We start from the raw sequence: 18,444 nt of genomic DNA, 5'->3' as shown, positions 1-18,444 counted from the left end.
ACACACTGAGTAGCCGTGTGCGGTGAAAGTCGCAAGCACGGTTTCGGATGGGAGGGGTGTTGCAGTAATGCACACCTCGACCCTACCTAGACAAGCAAGAAACTTGTTCAATAATTCTCCCTTGTCCCCTGTCCCCCCTGCTCCTCATTCGCTAAATTGTTAGATTTAATTGTAAATTAACCTATTTAGTAACTTTTCTTAACTGTGTTTTCCAAAGTATTTAGTTATTGTATCTGAGGATACGCAATTATTTTTAGAAATAAGCGCTAACCAAATCAAACATGGCCAGAATATACTATACCTTCCTGGCAGGTGGACTTGTTATATGTCCCCTGCTAGGTTTATTTGTTAAAAATGAGATGTGGGTGCGTACAGATGTACACCCCTAACAATGTATATGTAACAGGTATTTTGTGAAATGATCTGAGCGGTATTTTTCTAAGTTGAACAATGAATTTGATTAATCTTCAAGATTATCAATAAAAAATATTTTATAATTAGTCATTTTTGATAACATCATTAAACTAAGAATACTACCCCTAAAAGGTATGAGATATTTAAGTAATAATGTTGACTTTACCAGTGTCAATATCGTAACAAGCACCAACAATTTTTAGTTTACCTTCACGGAGCAATTTGGCTAAAATTGTTGAGCTTTCCTGTAATTTTTCAGTCTGATATTGAATGTTGGCTATAACCACATCCTGCATATTATCACCTGTTCTTAACTTTACCCTTTCTAGAGATGGTTTGATGCCCTCAATAATCAAACCAATTCTGCCAGGAAGTAGTTCGTTTTTGATTGCTTCTGCTACTGCACCACATCTTCTATGACCCAAAACCACAATCAACTGCGAACCCAATACTGTTGTAGAATATTCCAGACTGCCTATAACCGTGTCACTAACGACATTACCAGCAACTCGCACGACAAATAAATCTCCAAGTCCTTGATCGAACACAATTTCCGCAGGTACTCTAGAATCTGCACAGCCCAATATGGCGGCAAAGGGATATTGAGCTTTAGCAACTAATCGCAGATGTTCTAATGATTGATCGGGATATTTGCGTTTTTGATGGATAAATCTTTGATTACCATCAAGTAAGCGTCTGACGGCTTCATTCGGACTGATTGGATTAGGGTTAACTAGGTGAATATCAGCAACAGCAGTTTGCTCTGAATTCCAAAAGTTATCACCAAAAGCAGTAGCCGCAATACCTACCATACTTGCGAACTTTAAGAAATCACGTCGCCCTACTACAGATCCATTAATTCGACTCATCAATCTACCTGACAACAACAAAGCTGCTCTCAGGAAGATATCAGACTTAAGCAAGATGCAAGAGTACCCGATTACACGATTTAAGAGTCATTTAATCTTCATATTACATGGTAATTTAGAACTTATTTAATGTATAGATTGACTATTATCTGCATCAAGTAAATTCGATATCATCTGTCAAATTTAAAGCCAGAATTATCCATAAACAAGGCAGTTTTTTCAATACATCATCTTCTAGTTACGAAAGAGTATAGTTCGTGTCAAAAGCCAAAACCATCTATTGTTTGCATTTCCTGTATTTTTTGGGAATACTTAACACAGTACTGGCTATAGATATGACTTTTTTGACCAAAATAAACTGGAATTTACTACGTAAAAATGCTCCAAATAGCTCTGGGATAGATCCGTCTGCTCCAAGCCTGCAACCTGTAGTACTGAAGCAACCTGCAACACCATCAACTCCCAAAAACTTGGCTGAATTAGAGGATGAAATGGAGTTAAAGGGGCGGGTTCTCAAAACATCCCCTCAGCAATTGCATAGCAAAGCCAAGCGGGGTATAGGTAGTAGACTTATTTGGATGGCAATACTTATAGGCATTCCCTTTGGTGTAATTTGGGTGGCGAACCTGCCTTATCCGGTGATTCGCCGTCCGATGATGCTCCATGCGCCTTTTTTGTTGCTACCCAGCTACATCAGCATGGATAATCACTATCGGCAGGCGTTGGTATCAGTCGAGCAAGCTGAAGAATTGATTGAAAAAGCTACTAGTCCTGCTGATTTGGCTTTGGGAGAACAGAAGCTACAAGAAACACAAAAACATCTAGATAAGTTACCAACTTCCTTTGTCAACGATTGGTCAGAATATAGGTATTGGTGGTATAACTCGCGCTTTAGCATCTATGGTTTTAATGCATTTCGGAGTAAAGTTGGGCAGCTAGAAGCTCAGGTTTTTCAAGAAAAGAATGCTCAGTCGTTGCTTACCCATAATATGCAGACCTTCTTAAATGCAAAACAGCAATATGAACAGGCTGCAACTGTAACTGATAAACAGACTGCAACAGCTGCTTGGCAAACGGCGCTTAATCAATTCGAGCAGATTCCTGGTCAAACTCTGGCAGGAAAAACTGTACAAAATCAACTAGATAATTATAAGCGTGAGTTTCAGGAAGTTGTTGGATTGGTAGCTGAAAACGATCGCATCAGTGCCTTAATCACCGCAGCACGGCAATTTTCCTGGCAAGCTGCCAAAGCTGGTCAAAATCCGCCGCACGCCGTAACTGAATGGCAACAGATAGAAAATTTGTGGATAGAGGCAATTGAGCGGCTTAAAGAGATTCCTTCAAAAGACGTGGCTGGTTATACCGAAGCACAGAAGTTATTAGCAATTTATCAGGCTAATTTAGGTCAAGTTAAGGTCAGGCGGCAAGCTGAGGCAGATGCTAGGGAGGCTTTGGAGGCGGCGCAACGAGAAATAAAAAGCTTGCTGGCTTCAATTCCTGCTAATGCTGATGATGGGGAGCGCAATCGTGTGTCAAGCCAATTGCAGAGTATTATTAATCAATTAGAAAAGGTGCAAAATGGCACAACAGCCTATCTGAAAGCTCAAGAGTTACTACTATCGGCAAATAATAAACTCAGGCAACTACAGGTTAAATAAGATGGTGGCGATCGCTTTGGTATGATCCACCTAGCTAACTATGTGTTTTCTGTTTGATTTCTAGCCAGTTGTGGTGAAGCGGTGACGCTTGCGCTGCATCCACGTTAAGGTGGTTCGGAGAGCATGGGCGTCAACAACTGGCCATTGGGTGGGATTTTGAGACGGGAATCGATCCCTTGTAGAACTTTCTCAATGTCCCTGTAACCCTGTCGATATCTCAATTAAAACTGCAACAGAAAAATTTTGGATGCCAAATTGCCAAAAGCAATCAACATAATTACTAATTCGTAATTCGTTAGAACTAGCCCTTTCAAGGTGAGCAGATGTACTATCAAACTTTTTACGGCATTTCAGGCATCGGCTGGAATTGAACAAAGAATTTATGCATTAAACTCCAAATTTTTGGACTGTAAATTAAGCGATGCCTACGGCGGGCTACGCCTACGCATACGCCAACATACCAAAATTGGGTTAAAACATCATTTATTTAATAGTACAAACGTTCATTTGGAAAGGGCTATTCGTTAGAACTTACGCATTGACAAAGTAGAAGAAAAATGCAGTCAGGGGGTGCAAGAGAAAAACAGGCGATGACTAGGTTGGGCTATGCCTACGCTAATCACTAGGGACTTTAACCTGTTCGTAATTAAGAATTAACAATTGTTAATGGGGGTTTTGGCAGATCCGAATAATTTACATTTTGGTCACTTTTTCCTGAATGAATGTCCTGTTTTAGCTTTCTACTCGCTGTAGATGTGATTAGAAACGCAAGGATTATTGGGGAGAATTCTTTGAGCATCGAAAACGACGGTCGCGGCAGTGGCAGGAAGTGTTATGGCTTTTGTATTAGTTATAGATAGCGTCGGCGCAGCCCAACTTAGCGATCGCTATCCCTTGGTGAAGCTCCCATATTAAACTGGTGTTATGTTGAATGGGGCAAGAGTGATTAAAAAGGGTTAATGTCTCTTACCTGCTCCCAGATATAGCTCACCCACTTTCGGGTCATTCAACAATTCTTCACCAAGACCGGAGATCGCATCGCGTCCCGACTCTAATACATATCCACGATTAGCCATCTCTAAAGCTTTACGGGCATTTTGTTCTACTAGTACGATCGCAGTACCCGCCTGATTAATTTGTTTAATCTGCCCAAACACTTGTGTCACCAAGATGGGAGATAAAGCAGCAGATGGTTCATCCAAAATCAGCAAACTAGGTTCCAACATCAAAGTTTTGCCCATCGCTAGCATCTGGCGTTCTCCTCCAGAGAGAGTACCAGCGCGTTGACGACGGCGATCGCTCAGTCTGGGGAACATAGTAAATATTTTATCTTTGATTGGTTTCAGGGGAACGTTAAGCACAAAAGCACCCATCTCCAAGTTCTCTTCAACACTGAGGGAGGGGAACACATTGGCGATTTGCGGTACGTAGCACATTCCTCGTTGGACGATTTGATTGGACTTTAACCCCACGATATTTTCACCTTTGAAGGTAATTGTCCCTGTGTGGGGGATCAAAAGCCCAAAAATTGCTTTTGCCAGGGTAGATTTACCAGCACCGTTGGGGCCAATCACTGTTACCAATTCCCCTGGTGCAACCCGGAAATTCACACCTTGCAGGATATCTACATCTTTGATGTATCCAGCATGGACATTTTGAACGTCTAGTAAATAGTCATTTGTCATTGGTCATTTGTCAGACAATTTTGGATTTTAGATTTTGGATTTTGGATTGATTCCACGCATAAATCCGTTTGCTCTGTACCATCAAGGAATCATTGGTCAGACAATTTTGGATTTTAGATTTTGGATTGATTCCACGGATAAATTCGCTTGCTCTGGGAATTTTGAATTTTCGATAGCGCAGCGTAAAGCCTTCTCCTAACAGAGACGCTGCGCGAACGGCATGGCTTTGCTTAGAGCGAGTCCGCGTACTCCTGCAAAGAAGCAAGCTAGCAATAGCGTCTCGTAGAGAGCGTCTTTTTGATTGAGTAAACTCAGCGAGTCCCTCACGAAACTTGCTGGTCTTCAAAACCGTGCTTGAAAGTTTCCCTTCACACGGCTCCTCAATGACTCGGCACATTGTCATGTGTACTTCACAACTGAACCATCCTCAGTTGTCTTTTCATCGTGGCAGTGTCGATGTAATATCTGAAGATTTTTATATTCATCTTTGCCTCCCAAAATTTTGGGGGTTATGTGGTCAATCTCCAGTACATCTGACTCTCGAAAGTACATTCCGCAGTGGGTACACTTCCCTTTTTGTTTCTTTAAGAGTGTTGCCACTCTCGTTGTCGTTTCTGGGTGTTCTCCCATTCTTGAACTCCAGTAAATTAGGTTGCCATCGTAGGGACTGGCATCGCCTTTGACTTTCACATGACGGATAATTTTTGTTTCCGTGTGTGAACGTAACCGCATCGGGTTTTTACCTTCCTGTCTGGTTGCGAATACCCAATTATCACCACCTATGGTTTGCCAATATTTCTTTGACACCCATCCCCCAGGTTTCTTAGGGTGGCGATGTTGCGCCCAAGCCTTTAGCTTTGGATACATGAGATTATCTAGGTCAGCAAAGATAACCTTACTTACTGATGTTGAATAGTAATTAGACCACCCTGTTATTACCGGATTTAGTCGGCTGATTAACGCCATTTGTGGCGCTGCTTTATGGTCATCGATGATACTTGCTATTCGGTCGTAATGTATCTTTTGCTTTTCCTTGCTTGGGGTGATGATTGTTTTGAAGCCTTGTTTTGAGTGGTATTTACCCACTTTGAACTGCCTTATGTTAAAACCGAGGAAGTTAAAACCCGGTTTTTCTGACCCATACTCATTTAGAGTGTGGGTTAATCGTGTTTTGGCTGGCTTCAATTCCAAACCCATGTCTAGTAACCATTCAGAGATTATCTCCCTGCATCTTTGGACAACGGTTATGTCTTTATGGAGAATCACAAAGTCATCGGCGTATCGGATAACTTGAGGGCTTTTGAACTTTGTACCTTTTTTGTGATACCAAGTTTCCCTACCGTTTTGGGACATTTCTGGAAATTCCTTATTTATCCGTTCTTCCATCCCGTGTAGGGCAATGTTAGCTAGTAGCGGAGAAATGACTCCGCCCTGCGGCGTACCCTCAGATGTTGGAAACAACTGCCCTCCATCCATCACCCCCGCTTTTAACCATGCTCGAATTTGTCGGCGGATGGTGGGGGATGTATTTAATTTTCTTAGCAGTGCTTCATGGTCGATGCGGTCGAAGCATTTTGAAATGTCGGCATCAAGCACATATTTTGCTTTTTTGCAAATTGCATTAAATATTGCCTCTCTTGCATCATGACATGAGCGCCCAGGTCTGAACCCGTATGAGTTAGGTTCAAATAGCGCTTCCCATTCTGGCTCTAATGCCAGTTTGAACAACGCTTGCATGGCTCGGTCGATCATTACGGGAATTCCCAAAGGTCGTTTCTCGTCCGTTCCTGGTTTAGGAATCCAAACCCGTCGTGTCGGTTTCACCTTTGAGTTAGGTTTTAATTTGGCAACCAGTACCAGACGTGCTTCTGGGGATAGTGATTTAACACCGTCCACTCCTGCTGTCTTTTTACCCTGGTTATCTTGTGTGACCCGTCGAACCGATAGACACTTTGCACCCCAAGAATTCATCAGCGTCTTTTGGAGTCTACGAAATGCTTTGACATCACCACGACGAGATGCTTTGTAAATTTGTTTTTGCAACTTAAAAACACGTCGTTCTAGCTTACGCCAGTTGATGTGTTTCCATTCCCCCATCGATTCATTACTCAAAACCTTTCTAATTGGGTTAGTCTTCAAGGGAAGAAATCCGTTTTTTGTAGGTTTAGGAGCAATAACTCGTGTATTAGACTTTTGCATTGCTACTCATAACTTTACACTCCAAATCACCGTAAGTCCGTCAGCATATCCCTACCATTACAGCAAAGCATTGGCTTCTGACTCAATCTCTCCTAGTCGTTGCATACGGTTAGCACCTACTCAGTTATCGACCTTGCTGAGAGCAAACGAAAGGTTACTTCGTTCCGAATAACCATTGTTAGAACCCTTAGAATGATGCTCTCCACCGGGTTTATTGGGAGTGCAACTGGTCAAACGGGGGAATTGCCAGCCCCTTTTATCCCTTGCCTTTTTGGCTCCAACGCATTAAGCCTTATTTCGCTGGTTTCGTGTCACGATGGTTTGGCGCATCTTTACTTTTGCTATTCATAGGTTCATGCTCGAAGGGGAACCAGCTTAGGCTGCCAGTTGTTCCTCCTTTTCATCCCGCTTTACGGATTGATGGCTAGTCGCTACCGTAGGGATGATGCTGTTACCGTTGCACCTACGGAGAGGGACTTCACCTTAGTTTCCTTTGGAGTCACCCTCATGGTTATTCAGTTATCATCTGAGAGAGATTAAAGTGCGAACTCAACCCATTGGGGTTATCTCTCAAATGTCACTCATCCCTGAATATTTCTATTCATTTCGAGTGAACGAATCGCACACCCCGACCACAAGGGGACGGGGCATGAACCAAAAAAATCTAAAATCTAAAATCTAAAATTGGCACGGTCAAGTCAAGCATAACTATTGACTGTTGACTATGAACTATTACGGGGTTTTTTGCAACTCCGGTCGTTCTTCTGGAAGAATCGCCCCTTCTACAGGGCAAACTTGGAGACAGATGCCACAGTCGATGCAAGTGGCAAAGTCAATCCAGTACCAATCGGTTCCCTTGACATTTTTGCCTGGGCCATCATGAATGCAAGCTACTGGACAGGCACCTACGCAGTCAGCGACGCCTTCACAGACTTCTGTAACAATTGTGTGCGGCATGTTCTCAATTCCCTCTCTTCTGTATCGGCTATTTCTAGCCTAGCAGGGGAATAGGGACACTTCTCTACGAGAGGCTACGCCAACGACAAGCTCAGTGCATCGCTGGAGATTGGAGATACCTCTGTCAAGGTGAGTCTGGATGAGACTGTAATTTCTATTCATTACTAGCTCATAACTCGGAATTTTCAAATTTACCCTTAGTAGTAACAAAATCAAAATTTTTGGCGTAAGTAAGCTGTCTTAGCTATTGCCGTTAGGTTTTATGGAAATTCAGGCAAAAATACTATAATTTGCTTAAAGCGTAACTTAATCCTACTCCTAAAATACCAAATGGCAGAAGTATCGCTCAAGGTATTCTGTTCCTACTCTCACAAAGACGAATCTCTACGGGATGAACTAGCTAATCACCTGAGTGGTTTCACCCACCCTGGTGTGATTTCAATTTGGCACGATCGCAATATATCAGCTGGCGAAGAGTGGGATGACGAGATTAAGGAAAATTTGAAGACAGCTGACATCATTCTCTTGCTCATTAGTTCAGACTTTATCGCTTCCAAATACTGCTGGAGTGTTGAAGTTAAAACAGCAATAGAACGCTGGGACGATCGCAAGATATCATCAGTTGAAGAGTGGGATCACCAGATTAATGACAATTTAAACACAGCCGATATTATTCTGTTGCTCACAATGCTTGCAGAAATTCGTCGCAAAATAGCTGATGATCAATTTGAATTCTCCAAACACGCTCTTGACCAATCTATTCTGCGTGGTATTCACCTACAAGAAATTAAGGAGGCAATTGCTAGTGGTCAAGTTATCGAAGACTATCCAGATGATAAATATGGATCTAGCTGCTTGATTAGTGGCTTGACGCAAGCAAACCGACCTCTTCACGTTCAATGTAGCTATCCCTCTCGCTCCTTAATCAAAATTATTACCCTTTACGAGCCTAACTCCAACCTATGGAACAAAGACTTTACCCGAAGGAGAAGCAACGATGAGCAGTAACTCCAATGAGACACTAATAGAGAAAACAGTCACCTACACACTACAGATGAATGGTAAATTTTACTTAATTGAAAATGTACCTGCACGGGTAAATCCAGAGACAGGAGAAGAATTTTTCTCACCGTCTACGGTAGAACGGTTGCAGCAGATTATTTACAACCAACAAGAGCCTGTCTGCATTGTTGAAACGCCAGTGTATGACTTTGCTGCTTAGGATAAATCAATAAAGTATTCGGATAGCTAGCTTATTAGCTAAAATCTCAAAATGGGAATTTTGTTAAATTCTCTCAGCATCAATAAATCTAAATCGCCAGTTACAATAACTTCGGCATTAGCTGCTACAGCAGGTTTTAAAATTACAGTATCATCTAGGTCGCGTAGCTGGGGAGTGGAGAGTGGGGAGATGGGGGAGATAAAGCAATGCCCCAACCCCATGTCCAATCCCCAACTCACTTAACGCAATGATTCAATGGTTGGGGAGCCATCAGCTTTGATCCAAGCAATTTGGGCCATACTGCGATCGCGTGCATATTGGCGAATAGCGTCTGCATCTCTTCCGCCCAAATCAATTTCTACTCGCACCAAATCAGTAGAATCTCTAAGTTTTTGCGCGTAGACAAAGGCGGCGGCGTTAGCACTCGCTGTCTCTGCTGCTACCAACCAGTCACTCGCTGGAGTTTTTTGTGGTAATTGCTGAGTAGACAACAGAACTTGGTATAAATCTTCGATACTCAGTCCAAAACCAATTCCGGGAATGTTGTCACCTTGAGGATGATATAGCCCCAAAAGCTGGTCATAGCGACCACCGCGCCCTAAAACTCTGGCTTGAGATTCAGTATGGTTGACAACTTCAAATACAATACCAGTGTAGTAATCTATGGTCTGAATCAGGCTGAGGTCGAGGATTAACGGAAATTTTCTCTCTGATTCCAGTAATTCTACTAGGGATTTGAGGTTATTCACTGCCTCTCGCTGTTCTTCATCTAGATCGAAACTACTAACTTTTTGTAACACGTCTGCACTATGACCACGCAGATCGAGCATGATTCGGGCGCGATCGCGCAGTTTATCACTTAGGGGTAAACTATCTATAGTAATGCGGTCAAGATGAGCGATCGCACTGCGAACTTTATCCTGTAAATTAGCAGGAAAGGCACTCAGGAGCGATCGGGTAATTCCCGCCTCACCTAAAATTAAATGCCATTTCCGCAAACCCAGTGCTGCTAAACAATCTGCTATTAACAGTAGTACTTCGGCATTCGCTAGCAATCCGCCAGCACCTAACAACTCCACCCCAGCTTGATAAAACTCTTGTTGGCGATTATGTCTACTTTCCCAAGTGCGGCGAAACACATTGGCGTTGTAGTACAACCGTTGCGGATAAGTTACATCTGCCATTCGAGTCACAACGGTGCGAGCAATGGATGCTGTTAATTCTGGACGTAGCCCTAACTCATCATCTTCGCCATTTTGTTGTAGTTGAATCACCATCTGGCGCTGGATTGCTTCCCCTGCCATCAGAGTATCCATGCGTTCTAAAGTCGAGGTGATAATCCTGTGATATCCCCAACGGTGAAACACCTGCTGTAACCGATCTTCAATCCAGCGTTTTTTCGCCACATCCAAGGGCAATAAATCCCTGGCTCCCGATGCTGGTTGATACACCATTATTTTTTCTTCCCACCAAACAGACCACCGAACAAACCGCCACTTCCAGATTTATCTGGTTGCTTATCTTTATTATTGGGGGATGAAGTCACCTTATGATCACTATGTTGTTGTCCTAAAACTTTATCTATTTTAGGTTTCCATTGCAGAGCCGGTTCGTCATTGGGGTCTAATTTTAGAGCGTTGTCGAAGTGGATTTTTGCCATTTTTAGCTGATTTTGCTTTAAATACACCATTGCAATTAAGCTATGACAGCGACTATTTTTAGGTTCTAGCTTTAGGGCATCTTGCAACTCTACTTTGGCTTGGGCAAATTGGTTTTTGTCAATCAAAGATTGAGCGCGACGAACATATTGTTCTATAACCGAGTCTTCTTTTGGTGGCGCTGGTGCTGATGCTGATGCTAGTGGTGTATTTTTTGCTGTATTTGGCTGAGGCGTATCTGATTGGACTTTGGGTTGAGCAGGTGGCGGCGCTGTGGATGATTTGCCGGCACTCCGCATTAAATACACTAAATTCAACTCACTAACTTGGCCAATGACTTGCAGAGCTTGTTCTAAAGAATCATATTGGGTTTGGGCTAGTTTAGCGATCGCACTTTTATAGAAATGATCGAGATTAGGAGCAGGGGCATCAGCTAACTGTCTAGCCAAATCGGTGTTTAGAGTTACCGAAGTAGACTCTTGTACTAAGCGCTTGCCAATTTGCGACAAAATTATAATATATTCCGGGCGAGTGCGATCGCCAAACAGTTTTTCGTAAGCCGGGTTAACCAGCTTTGATAACAATTCGTTCCCTAGCTGTTTTTGAGCCGCACTTTCAGTAAGATTACTGTCCGGGTGCAAACGGCGGGCGATTTGGAGATAACGTTTGCGAATCTCTTTGACATCTGCATCAACTGGAACGCACAATATAGCGTGATGATCTATGAAATCATATTTAAATAGTCCACGATCTATTTTGAAAGACATACAGAGCTCTTGCACCAAAGGAGCAGTTAGATTCTTTCTAGTTTACTTCGGTTGATCAGTGATTAGTCATTAGTCATTAGTCATTGGGCATTGGGCATTGGGCATTGGGCAATAATCTAATAGTTTTTCTCCCCCACTCCGCTCACACCCACGCTGACAGTGGCGGAACTTGTAAAAGTTCGCTACTGAGGGAGTCGTGAATATAACTATTTGTGGCCAGAATTCTACCTGATTCAATTTTGACGGGATTGCCATCGTAGGCGCTAACTTTGCCCCCAGCTTCTTGTACCAAAATTATCCCGGCGGCAATATCCCAAGGAGCAAGTCCCCGTTCCCAGTAACCATCGACACGTCCACAGGCAACATATGCCAAATCTAGCGATGCGGAACCGCTACGTCTGACTCCTTGGGTAAGATGGGTGAGGTGACTAAATTCTGCGTAGTTGTTATCAGAGGTTTCGCGGCGATCGTAGGCAAATCCTGTCACTAGTAGGCTTTTGCTCAGTTCAGATGTTACCGAAACCTTTATGGGATGACGGTTGCGCGTTGCTCCCAAGCCAGCAGCCGCACGGAATAGCTCATTGTGAAATGGGTCATAAATTACACCAACTTGCGGAACGCCATTAATTAACAGCCCGATGGAAACGGCAAAAAATGGGTATTGATGGGCATAGTTGGTTGTGCCATCTAGAGGATCTATTGCCCAGAGGTATTCATTCTCTTGATTACCTAATTTCCCTGATTCTTCAGCAAGGATAGAGTGCTGAGGAAAGTGGCGACGCAAAATTTCTAAAATCAACTCTTCTGAGGCTTTATCAGCAACGGTGACTAAATCACCAGGGCGTCCTTTTTCAATAATTGCATCTTCTAACTTACCCAAGTAACCTTGCAAAATAGTACCAGCAGCTAAGGCCGCTTCCGTAGCAATATCTAGAAAAATTTGTAGATTAGTCATTAGTCATTTGTCATTAGTCATTTGTCATTGGGAAAACTCTTCCCTACTCCCCACTCCCCTACTCTCCCCCTCAGCACTCAGCACTCAGCACTAATTAAAGATTTTGGCGGCGAAACTCGCCGGGAGTGAGGCGCATGGGTTTTTCTGGGTTCCAGATTCCTTGCCCCATGAGTTTAGCCCATTGTTGGGCACGTTCTAAACGCTGGTCATATTTGTGGTTAGGCGATCGCCCAACAAACATTGCATTCCCTTGTTTGACTAATTGTTCATTCAACAACACCTTATTTTTCCACACATAAGCTAGAGTTCGCCCGATTTTGTCTTTTGCTTCTAAATCAAACTCCAGCGTTACCGATTGTTCTGCACCACCAATTAGATCCTCTAACTGTTCTTTTGCTGCTTCTCCCCAAGGCCGCTGTCGCAAATCTGGTGCATCAACACCAACTAACCGCACTTGGGAAATCAAATTTGGTTGTTCAGCCATGCCTAACACTTCCAAACTTTGCCCACTAACTACCCGCGCTACTTTCACTTGAGCCTCATTGTTTGGCAGCTGGTTTTTACCTTGGCAACTTACCAAGAGCAGTAAGCAAGCCAAAATCGCTATTTTTCGCACCCAGTCACCAAGACGCACAGGCATCACAACTTTGGTGATTTTGAATTGTTTATTCCTCATCTAACGGTAAACCCGCTTTAACTTTTCCCCTAGCAAAATAGCGTCCAAACTGGAGTTCGTAGACTTCATCTTCGTCTTGTGTCTCCACCTCCAAGTCAGAACGGGGATAACTCACACACAATAAGGCATAACCTTGCCGACGTAAATGTGGCGACAATCCGATCGCCTCTGGTTGGTAAATTTCTCCCGACAACACTCTCACAGCACAAGTGGTGCAAGCCCCATTGCGGCAGGAAAACGGTAGTTCCACCCCTTGTCTTTCGGCAGTATGCAGGATGTAGCGATCTTCTGGGACTTCTAGGGTGTATGTTTTGCCAGTGGCGCGATCGCGAACTCTAATTGTGTATGTACGGGACATCTTGATTTGCGTTTTGGGATTGGGACTTTCAGATTCAATCTAAAATATCTTTCTTTATCTTTGCATTCTCTGCGATTTTATAGTATGATCGTAACTTGTGGCACCTGGAGAGGTGGCCGAGTGGTTGAAGGCGCACGCCTGGAAAGTGTGTTTAGGGAAACTTAACGAGGGTTCGAATCCCTCCCTCTCCGTTCTCAAACCTAGTTTAAATATATAGTTTGATCCAGACTTATACAAATAGTCCGGTTTATAAAATAGCAGAATATTGCCAAATATATTCTTAAGATTGCTTTAAGCGTAATCCTGCTCTTAGGGACTGACAAGAAATAAATTATCCATCTTGTGGGGTGGGCATCCTGCCCGCCCTGAATATAGGACGGGTGAGGACACCCATCCCAGAAGAAAATTTGGGATGTTTTTTTATTTGTCAGTCCCTTAAGCAAGCTACGCGCAGCTTAGTGTTAAATCTGACTGCTGAATTCAATACACAATCTCGCCGGAATTCAGGAGGCAGGAGGTCGAAGGCAGTTCAAGGTAGAGGAACCCACCCTTACTCATAGTGGGATTGAAGTAAGGACGCTTTATACCGAGACACGCAGCGCGAGGTATAATTCTTTCTTTAAACTGGGCAATAACCCAGCAACTAAAGTTTTAATTGATAAGACCTCTTGCAAAAGTCCCTAACACCCCACCCCCAACCCCTCCCCGCAAGCGGAGAGGAGAGACAAAGCGTAGCTTTGGCGGGGTGGGGTTCTTATTTTTGATTTATGCAAGAGGTCTATATTTCTAACCTCCTGCCTTCAGCAAGAACTGCCTCCTGCCTTTCTTTGTAACATTTGTTTATTTCTCACTCATAATTGAGACATTTTGTAAAGTCGCCAAACTCCTACCTCACTGTGGCGACAGCCTAATGAATGGATCAGGTAAATTAAGATTAAGTAAAGAAAACGCTTTGAACTAAATGGCAACTCTAAGCTTACAAGAAATTTCTACTCAGTTAGAGAGTCCGAATTTACGCGATCGCATGGTAGCCCTGGCAAATCTGCGTCATGTTTCCCCTGAGGATGCAGTCCCTTTGATTAAAAAGGTACTAGACGACGAATCTTTGCAACTGCGATCGATGGCAATATTTGCCCTTGGAATCAAGCCGACGGCAGAATGTTATGCAATTTTGGTAAGAATTCTCGAAAATGACCCCGATTATGGTATACGCGCTGATGCCGCAGGTGCTTTAGGATATTTGGGTGATCCCAGAGCCTTTGAGGTTCTTTCACGGGCATTTTATGAAGATACTGATTGGTTAGTACGCTTTAGTGCAGCCGTTTCTCTAGGTAACATAAAAGACCCCCGTGCGCGTCAAATTCTTCTTCGGGCATTGGATAGCGAAGAAGTAGTGTTGCAACAAGCTGCAATCTCTGCACTGGGAGAAATTCAAGACATTGAATCTGTCGATCAGATCCTGCGCTTCGCTCAATCAGATGATTGGTTAGTAAGGCAGCGTTTGGCAGAAGCTTTGGGAAATCTTCCTACTCCCAAGAGTGTCTCAGCTTTAAAATACCTGGAAAAAGACAATCATTTCAACGTTGCTGAGGCAGCCAGGATTGGACTGAAGAAGCTTGAGGAAATAGCCAATCAAGCTTAATATTAAAGTTTCCTACTAGATTTTAATCATAATCAAGTGGGAATTTTAGCATTTTGAGGCAGGGTAATTTCATTCATGAATATTGAAGAGTTTTTTCAGTTAAGTGCTGGTAAATGGTTTTCTCATCGTACTAGTCAACATTTGGCTTTTAACCAATCTGAAAATAGCAAGTCAGACATCATCATTGAGACACTGCCAGTAGATGATCCAGAGGTGATTAAACTCTGTCAACAGTACAAAATTAATCTTAGTTCTGCCTCTTGTGCTACCAAAATTACTTGGAACGGCACAATGGAAAAGGATCAAGCAAAACACAGTGGTTCAACTGTGTTAGTTTCGGTACCTGATGCAGATAATCCTGCTCAAGGCAAGTTACTACGAGAAATAGTTGATGCCGATAAAACTCCAGTTGCCGGACGCTATAAAATTGATACTGATGGTGCTTTGACCCTAATTACAGAGGATGAAACCATGAGTTCTGAGGAGCGCCTGTGGTTTGCTAGCCCCAATTTGCGAATGCGGGTAAATGTCCTGAAAAATTTTGGTGGACTTAGTATCACTTCCTTCACTTCTGAGATTCGTATGGGTGGCTTTCCACCAGCTGCGAAGGCTTCCGAGGCGGCTAATTCAGTATCTAGTTAGTTTTGTAGGGCAGCCAGTGCGTTAGGACTAATGTCCATAACGCACCCTACCAGATTATTTGACTGGGGAACAAGTTCAAATTACAAAATACCAAACTGTGGTTAATTCCATAGTTGGGAAAAAATTTAGATATATTTCTCTCGCTGCATTGATACTTTTTAAATTTGCAAAAAGTTAGCGATCGCCTGCGGTAATGGCAAAACAATTACAATCAACAAAGCGATTGCCAGTAATCCCCAAATGTCACGTACATTATCCAATTCTGTCACATCATTCAGCGCTGGTTCATCAACCAACGGCATAAATAATAAGATAATCGCCCACACCAAAAATTCTTCCCGAACTAAAGAAAGTAATAGCAACAACACGCGAGCAATTTGACCAATTACCATTGCAATTCGTTGTCCAAACATCGCATGGACAATGTGACCTCCATCTAGTTGTCCCACAGGCATTAAATTTAAAGCTGTGACAATTAATCCCAGAAGACCAGCTACTGCAACTGGATGTAAGTCAAGGGCTGATTTTGCTGTTAACTGGCTTCCCAAGGCCAACTTCGAGAGTAGCGCCAGTAAAATTGAATACTTGGGATTAAGGGCATCAAGATTCAAAACTCGGGTTTTTTCATTCAGGGAAACCACGTCAGAATGAGCCAAGCCCCATATTAGTAATGGCAAGGTAACAACAAAACCTGCAATTGGCCCAGCGATACTAATATCAAATAAAGCTTTGCGGTTAGGAATAGGACTACGCATCTGAATAAATGCGCCAAAAGTTCCCAAGAAGAAAGGCACGGGAATAAAGTAAGGCAACGTCGAGCGAATATTGTAAAATTTAGCTGTCAAATAATGCCCCAATTCATGAATGCCCAAAATTGTCATCAGTCCTAAGGCATAGGGCAAACCTTTGAATAGGACATTTTGGTTAGATAGAACTTTGAACAAAGAGCCAATTTCCCAGATAGGCGGCAGAGAAACACCAGCATTTTTTACTCCCACCAAGGTAGTAGTTAGCAAAGTAGCTGCTAGCAGCAGAAGTGCTAATCCGGGTCGAGTTAACCGTTCCTGGTTGCGTGGTGGTGTATTTCTCTCTTTAGCAGCTTGAGTGTTGGGAACCAGCACAAAGAAAGGTTTGTCATTTAAACCTTCTTGAAAGATCAGCACAAAGCGATCGCCAAATTGTGCTTCAATATTAGTCTTAATCTGCTGATAGGCGTTGCTGGCTTTAGTTCGTAACTGACCACGGCAAATCACAGCTTGTGGTCGATACTCAATATTTTGAACGTAGTATACAGACCAAGGAAAACAATTTCGTAGTTGGGTTTCTTCCGTTAGCTCAATGGGACGCACTATTGGTTCTGGGGTAGGCTGGATAGTCGGCTGTGATTCTGAGGCTTGAGCTTGGGCTTCGGTCTGTGTATCTCTTGGCGTTTGACGCCCCCATTGAAACAATGTCCAGTACAACAGTGTGCAGACAAATAACGACCAGATAATCAGCGCTGGCGGCGGAGATTGTTTCGCCCCGTACATCAGCGTCCATCCACTCAACAGAAATGCTGGTGTCATTAAAACCAGCCACAACAACCATACTGGCGTCCGGGTGATGTGAGCGACGCTGTGCTGCACCATTAGATAAGTAGCTAGCCCCAGTAGGAGGATAAACAGAAACCAAAATGCCATATTATCTTTAGTAATTTGGACAAAACGCCCCACTAGTAGCTTCAGCACCATAGCATTAACTACAAGGTAGAGCTGAAACCCCAATTTTATTCACAACGGTTAACAGGGTTGGTTAACGCTCAAGTTTCAATTCTTCAGAATTTCCACACTGTAACCAGATTGTTCACAACTTCTCAGTTTCGGTTATTTGATCATGTGCCCTTTACCTCAAGTGCCAAGTCATACAACTAAGCCACCACGGGCTGTCTTTCCTGACGAAGTTCCTAGCGGAGATTCTCTGCAATCGGACTTCGCCCAAGAGAGCATTTTTGTCTTTCCACCCAGTCGGGACACATTAGGAGGAACCTCTTATTTTATTGTAAGAAATGAAGGCAATATCCTCATAGATTGCCCTGCTCTAGACCAAACAAATCAAGATTTTTTAGGAGCGCATGGAGGCGTGCGTTGGTTATTTATCACCCATCGAGGTGCTATTGGCAAAACTGCTGAAATTCAGCAAACCTTTGGCTGCGAGGTGCTGGTTCAAGAGCAAGAAGCTTATTTATTACCAAGTTTAACTGTAACTACCTTTAGGCAGGAATTTACTCTCGATGCCGCTACACAAGTGATTTGGACACCAGGCCATTCTCCCGGCTCATCTTGCCTCTACTACAGGGAATTTGGAGGTATCTTGTTTTCTGGTCGCCATTTAGTTCCTAACCAGCAGGGTCAAGCAGTACCATTACGGACAGCGAAAACCTTTCACTGGCCTAGGCAAATTAACAGTCTTCGCTTCTTGTTAGAACGTTTTACACCAGAAACTCTCCGCTACATTTGTCCTGGAGCTAATACCGGCTTTCTTAGAGGCAAGCGGATGATAGATCAAGCTTATCAACATCTCGCATCTCTGGATTTACCAGCATTGCTGCGGATACAGCCCCTACTTTAGAGGTCTAGGGTGTACACACAAGTTATCCCAATACGGTTCGGTTAAGGTGTTTATTCCTCGAAGATCCCCCCAACCCACGCCAGTCGCTCCGCTTGGGGAGACCCCAAGACCGCGCTGGCTCCCTTAAAAAGGCTT

General features: G+C 43.3%; 17 protein-coding genes and 1 tRNA gene. 7 read left to right on the top strand and 11 right to left on the bottom strand.

What is annotated here, in order from left to right; all coding sequences use genetic code 11:
* Positions 1-557: 557 nt before the first annotated feature.
* A complete protein-coding gene (locus V7K36_RS19490; protein WP_335118377.1) occupies positions 558-1,283 on the bottom strand; it encodes a carbonic anhydrase in 726 nt (241 codons plus the stop codon).
* A 335-nt stretch (positions 1,284-1,618) separates the two neighbouring features.
* Between V7K36_RS19490 and V7K36_RS19485 the strand changes: the two genes are divergently transcribed.
* Positions 1,619-2,941 carry a hypothetical protein gene (locus V7K36_RS19485; protein WP_335118375.1) on the top strand — a complete coding sequence of 441 codons (1,323 nt, stop codon included), beginning with the start codon at positions 1,619-1,621 and terminating at the stop codon, positions 2,939-2,941.
* Positions 2,942-3,897: 956 nt separating this feature from the next.
* On the opposite strand, the gene V7K36_RS19480 is transcribed toward V7K36_RS19485, so the two are convergent.
* The 3 genes from V7K36_RS19480 to V7K36_RS19470 all read right to left on the bottom strand — a co-directional run bounded on the left by V7K36_RS19480 (position 3,898) and on the right by V7K36_RS19470 (position 7,782).
* Positions 3,898-4,626, bottom strand: a complete 729-nt coding sequence (locus V7K36_RS19480; RefSeq protein WP_335118373.1) for an ABC transporter ATP-binding protein — start codon at positions 4,624-4,626, stop codon at positions 3,898-3,900.
* A gap of 399 nt (positions 4,627-5,025) precedes the next feature.
* A complete protein-coding gene (gene ltrA / locus V7K36_RS19475; RefSeq protein ID WP_442948484.1) occupies positions 5,026-6,723 on the bottom strand; it encodes a group II intron reverse transcriptase/maturase in 1,698 nt (565 codons plus the stop codon).
* A gap of 834 nt (positions 6,724-7,557) precedes the next feature.
* Positions 7,558-7,782 carry an indolepyruvate ferredoxin oxidoreductase subunit alpha gene (locus V7K36_RS19470; RefSeq protein WP_335118369.1) on the bottom strand — a complete coding sequence of 75 codons (225 nt, stop codon included), beginning with the start codon at positions 7,780-7,782 and terminating at the stop codon, positions 7,558-7,560.
* A gap of 330 nt (positions 7,783-8,112) precedes the next feature.
* Between V7K36_RS19470 and V7K36_RS19465 the strand changes: the two genes are divergently transcribed.
* The gene (locus tag V7K36_RS19465; RefSeq protein ID WP_335118367.1) at positions 8,113-8,790 is read left to right on the top strand and encodes a DUF4258 domain-containing protein; all 678 of its coding nucleotides are present in this window, start codon (positions 8,113-8,115) and stop codon (positions 8,788-8,790) included.
* A complete protein-coding gene (locus V7K36_RS19460) occupies positions 8,780-9,004 on the top strand; it encodes a YgiT-type zinc finger protein (RefSeq protein WP_335118365.1) in 225 nt (74 codons plus the stop codon). Before V7K36_RS19465 ends, V7K36_RS19460 begins: the two co-directional genes overlap by 11 nt.
* A gap of 38 nt (positions 9,005-9,042) precedes the next feature.
* On the opposite strand, the gene V7K36_RS19455 is transcribed toward V7K36_RS19460, so the two are convergent.
* The 6 genes from V7K36_RS19455 to V7K36_RS19430 all read right to left on the bottom strand — a co-directional run bounded on the left by V7K36_RS19455 (position 9,043) and on the right by V7K36_RS19430 (position 13,418).
* Positions 9,043-9,243, bottom strand: coding sequence for a hypothetical protein (locus tag V7K36_RS19455; protein ID WP_335118362.1), 201 nt, complete (start codon positions 9,241-9,243; stop codon positions 9,043-9,045).
* Positions 9,244-10,458: an ATP phosphoribosyltransferase regulatory subunit gene (locus V7K36_RS19450; RefSeq protein ID WP_335118360.1), complete on the bottom strand. Its 1,215-nt coding sequence runs from the start codon at positions 10,456-10,458 to the stop codon at positions 9,244-9,246.
* Entirely contained in the window at positions 10,458-11,429 is a 972-nt protein-coding gene (locus V7K36_RS19445) for a J domain-containing protein (RefSeq protein ID WP_335118358.1), read from the bottom strand. Before V7K36_RS19445 ends, V7K36_RS19450 begins: the two co-directional genes overlap by 1 nt.
* A gap of 142 nt (positions 11,430-11,571) precedes the next feature.
* Complete coding sequence (locus V7K36_RS19440) at positions 11,572-12,384, bottom strand: inositol monophosphatase family protein (protein ID WP_334828661.1); 813 nt, start codon at positions 12,382-12,384, stop codon at positions 11,572-11,574.
* 94 nt (positions 12,385-12,478) lie between these two features.
* Positions 12,479-13,060 carry a thermonuclease family protein gene (locus V7K36_RS19435; RefSeq protein ID WP_335118356.1) on the bottom strand — a complete coding sequence of 194 codons (582 nt, stop codon included), beginning with the start codon at positions 13,058-13,060 and terminating at the stop codon, positions 12,479-12,481.
* Complete coding sequence (locus V7K36_RS19430) at positions 13,050-13,418, bottom strand: 2Fe-2S iron-sulfur cluster-binding protein (RefSeq protein ID WP_334828665.1); 369 nt, start codon at positions 13,416-13,418, stop codon at positions 13,050-13,052. Before V7K36_RS19430 ends, V7K36_RS19435 begins: the two co-directional genes overlap by 11 nt.
* 106 nt (positions 13,419-13,524) lie before the next feature.
* Here V7K36_RS19430 and V7K36_RS19425 point away from each other — a divergent pair.
* From V7K36_RS19425 to V7K36_RS19415, 3 genes are all read left to right on the top strand, one after another.
* Positions 13,525-13,609 (top strand) — tRNA-Ser (locus V7K36_RS19425).
* 770 nt (positions 13,610-14,379) lie between these two features.
* Positions 14,380-15,060, top strand: a complete 681-nt coding sequence (locus tag V7K36_RS19420) for a HEAT repeat domain-containing protein (RefSeq protein ID WP_335118354.1) — start codon at positions 14,380-14,382, stop codon at positions 15,058-15,060.
* 75 nt (positions 15,061-15,135) lie between these two features.
* Complete coding sequence (locus V7K36_RS19415; protein ID WP_335118352.1) at positions 15,136-15,702, top strand: phycobiliprotein lyase; 567 nt, start codon at positions 15,136-15,138, stop codon at positions 15,700-15,702.
* Positions 15,703-15,860: 158 nt separating this feature from the next.
* Here the strand turns inward: V7K36_RS19415 and V7K36_RS19410 are convergent, their stop codons facing one another.
* Positions 15,861-17,381: a site-2 protease family protein gene (locus tag V7K36_RS19410; protein WP_335118381.1), complete on the bottom strand. Its 1,521-nt coding sequence runs from the start codon at positions 17,379-17,381 to the stop codon at positions 15,861-15,863.
* A 193-nt stretch (positions 17,382-17,574) separates the two neighbouring features.
* Here V7K36_RS19410 and V7K36_RS19405 point away from each other — a divergent pair, with 193 nt between their 5' ends.
* Complete coding sequence (locus V7K36_RS19405) at positions 17,575-18,309, top strand: MBL fold metallo-hydrolase (protein WP_335118350.1); 735 nt, start codon at positions 17,575-17,577, stop codon at positions 18,307-18,309.
* Positions 18,310-18,444 lie beyond the last annotated feature (135 nt).

Source organism: Nostoc sp. (assembly GCF_036919555.1).
In the GTDB taxonomy this organism is placed as follows: Bacteria; Cyanobacteriota; Cyanobacteriia; order Cyanobacteriales; family Nostocaceae; genus Nostoc.
The sequence above is the reverse complement of the archived record's forward strand: the minus strand, read 5'-3'. Positions and strand labels throughout refer to the sequence as shown.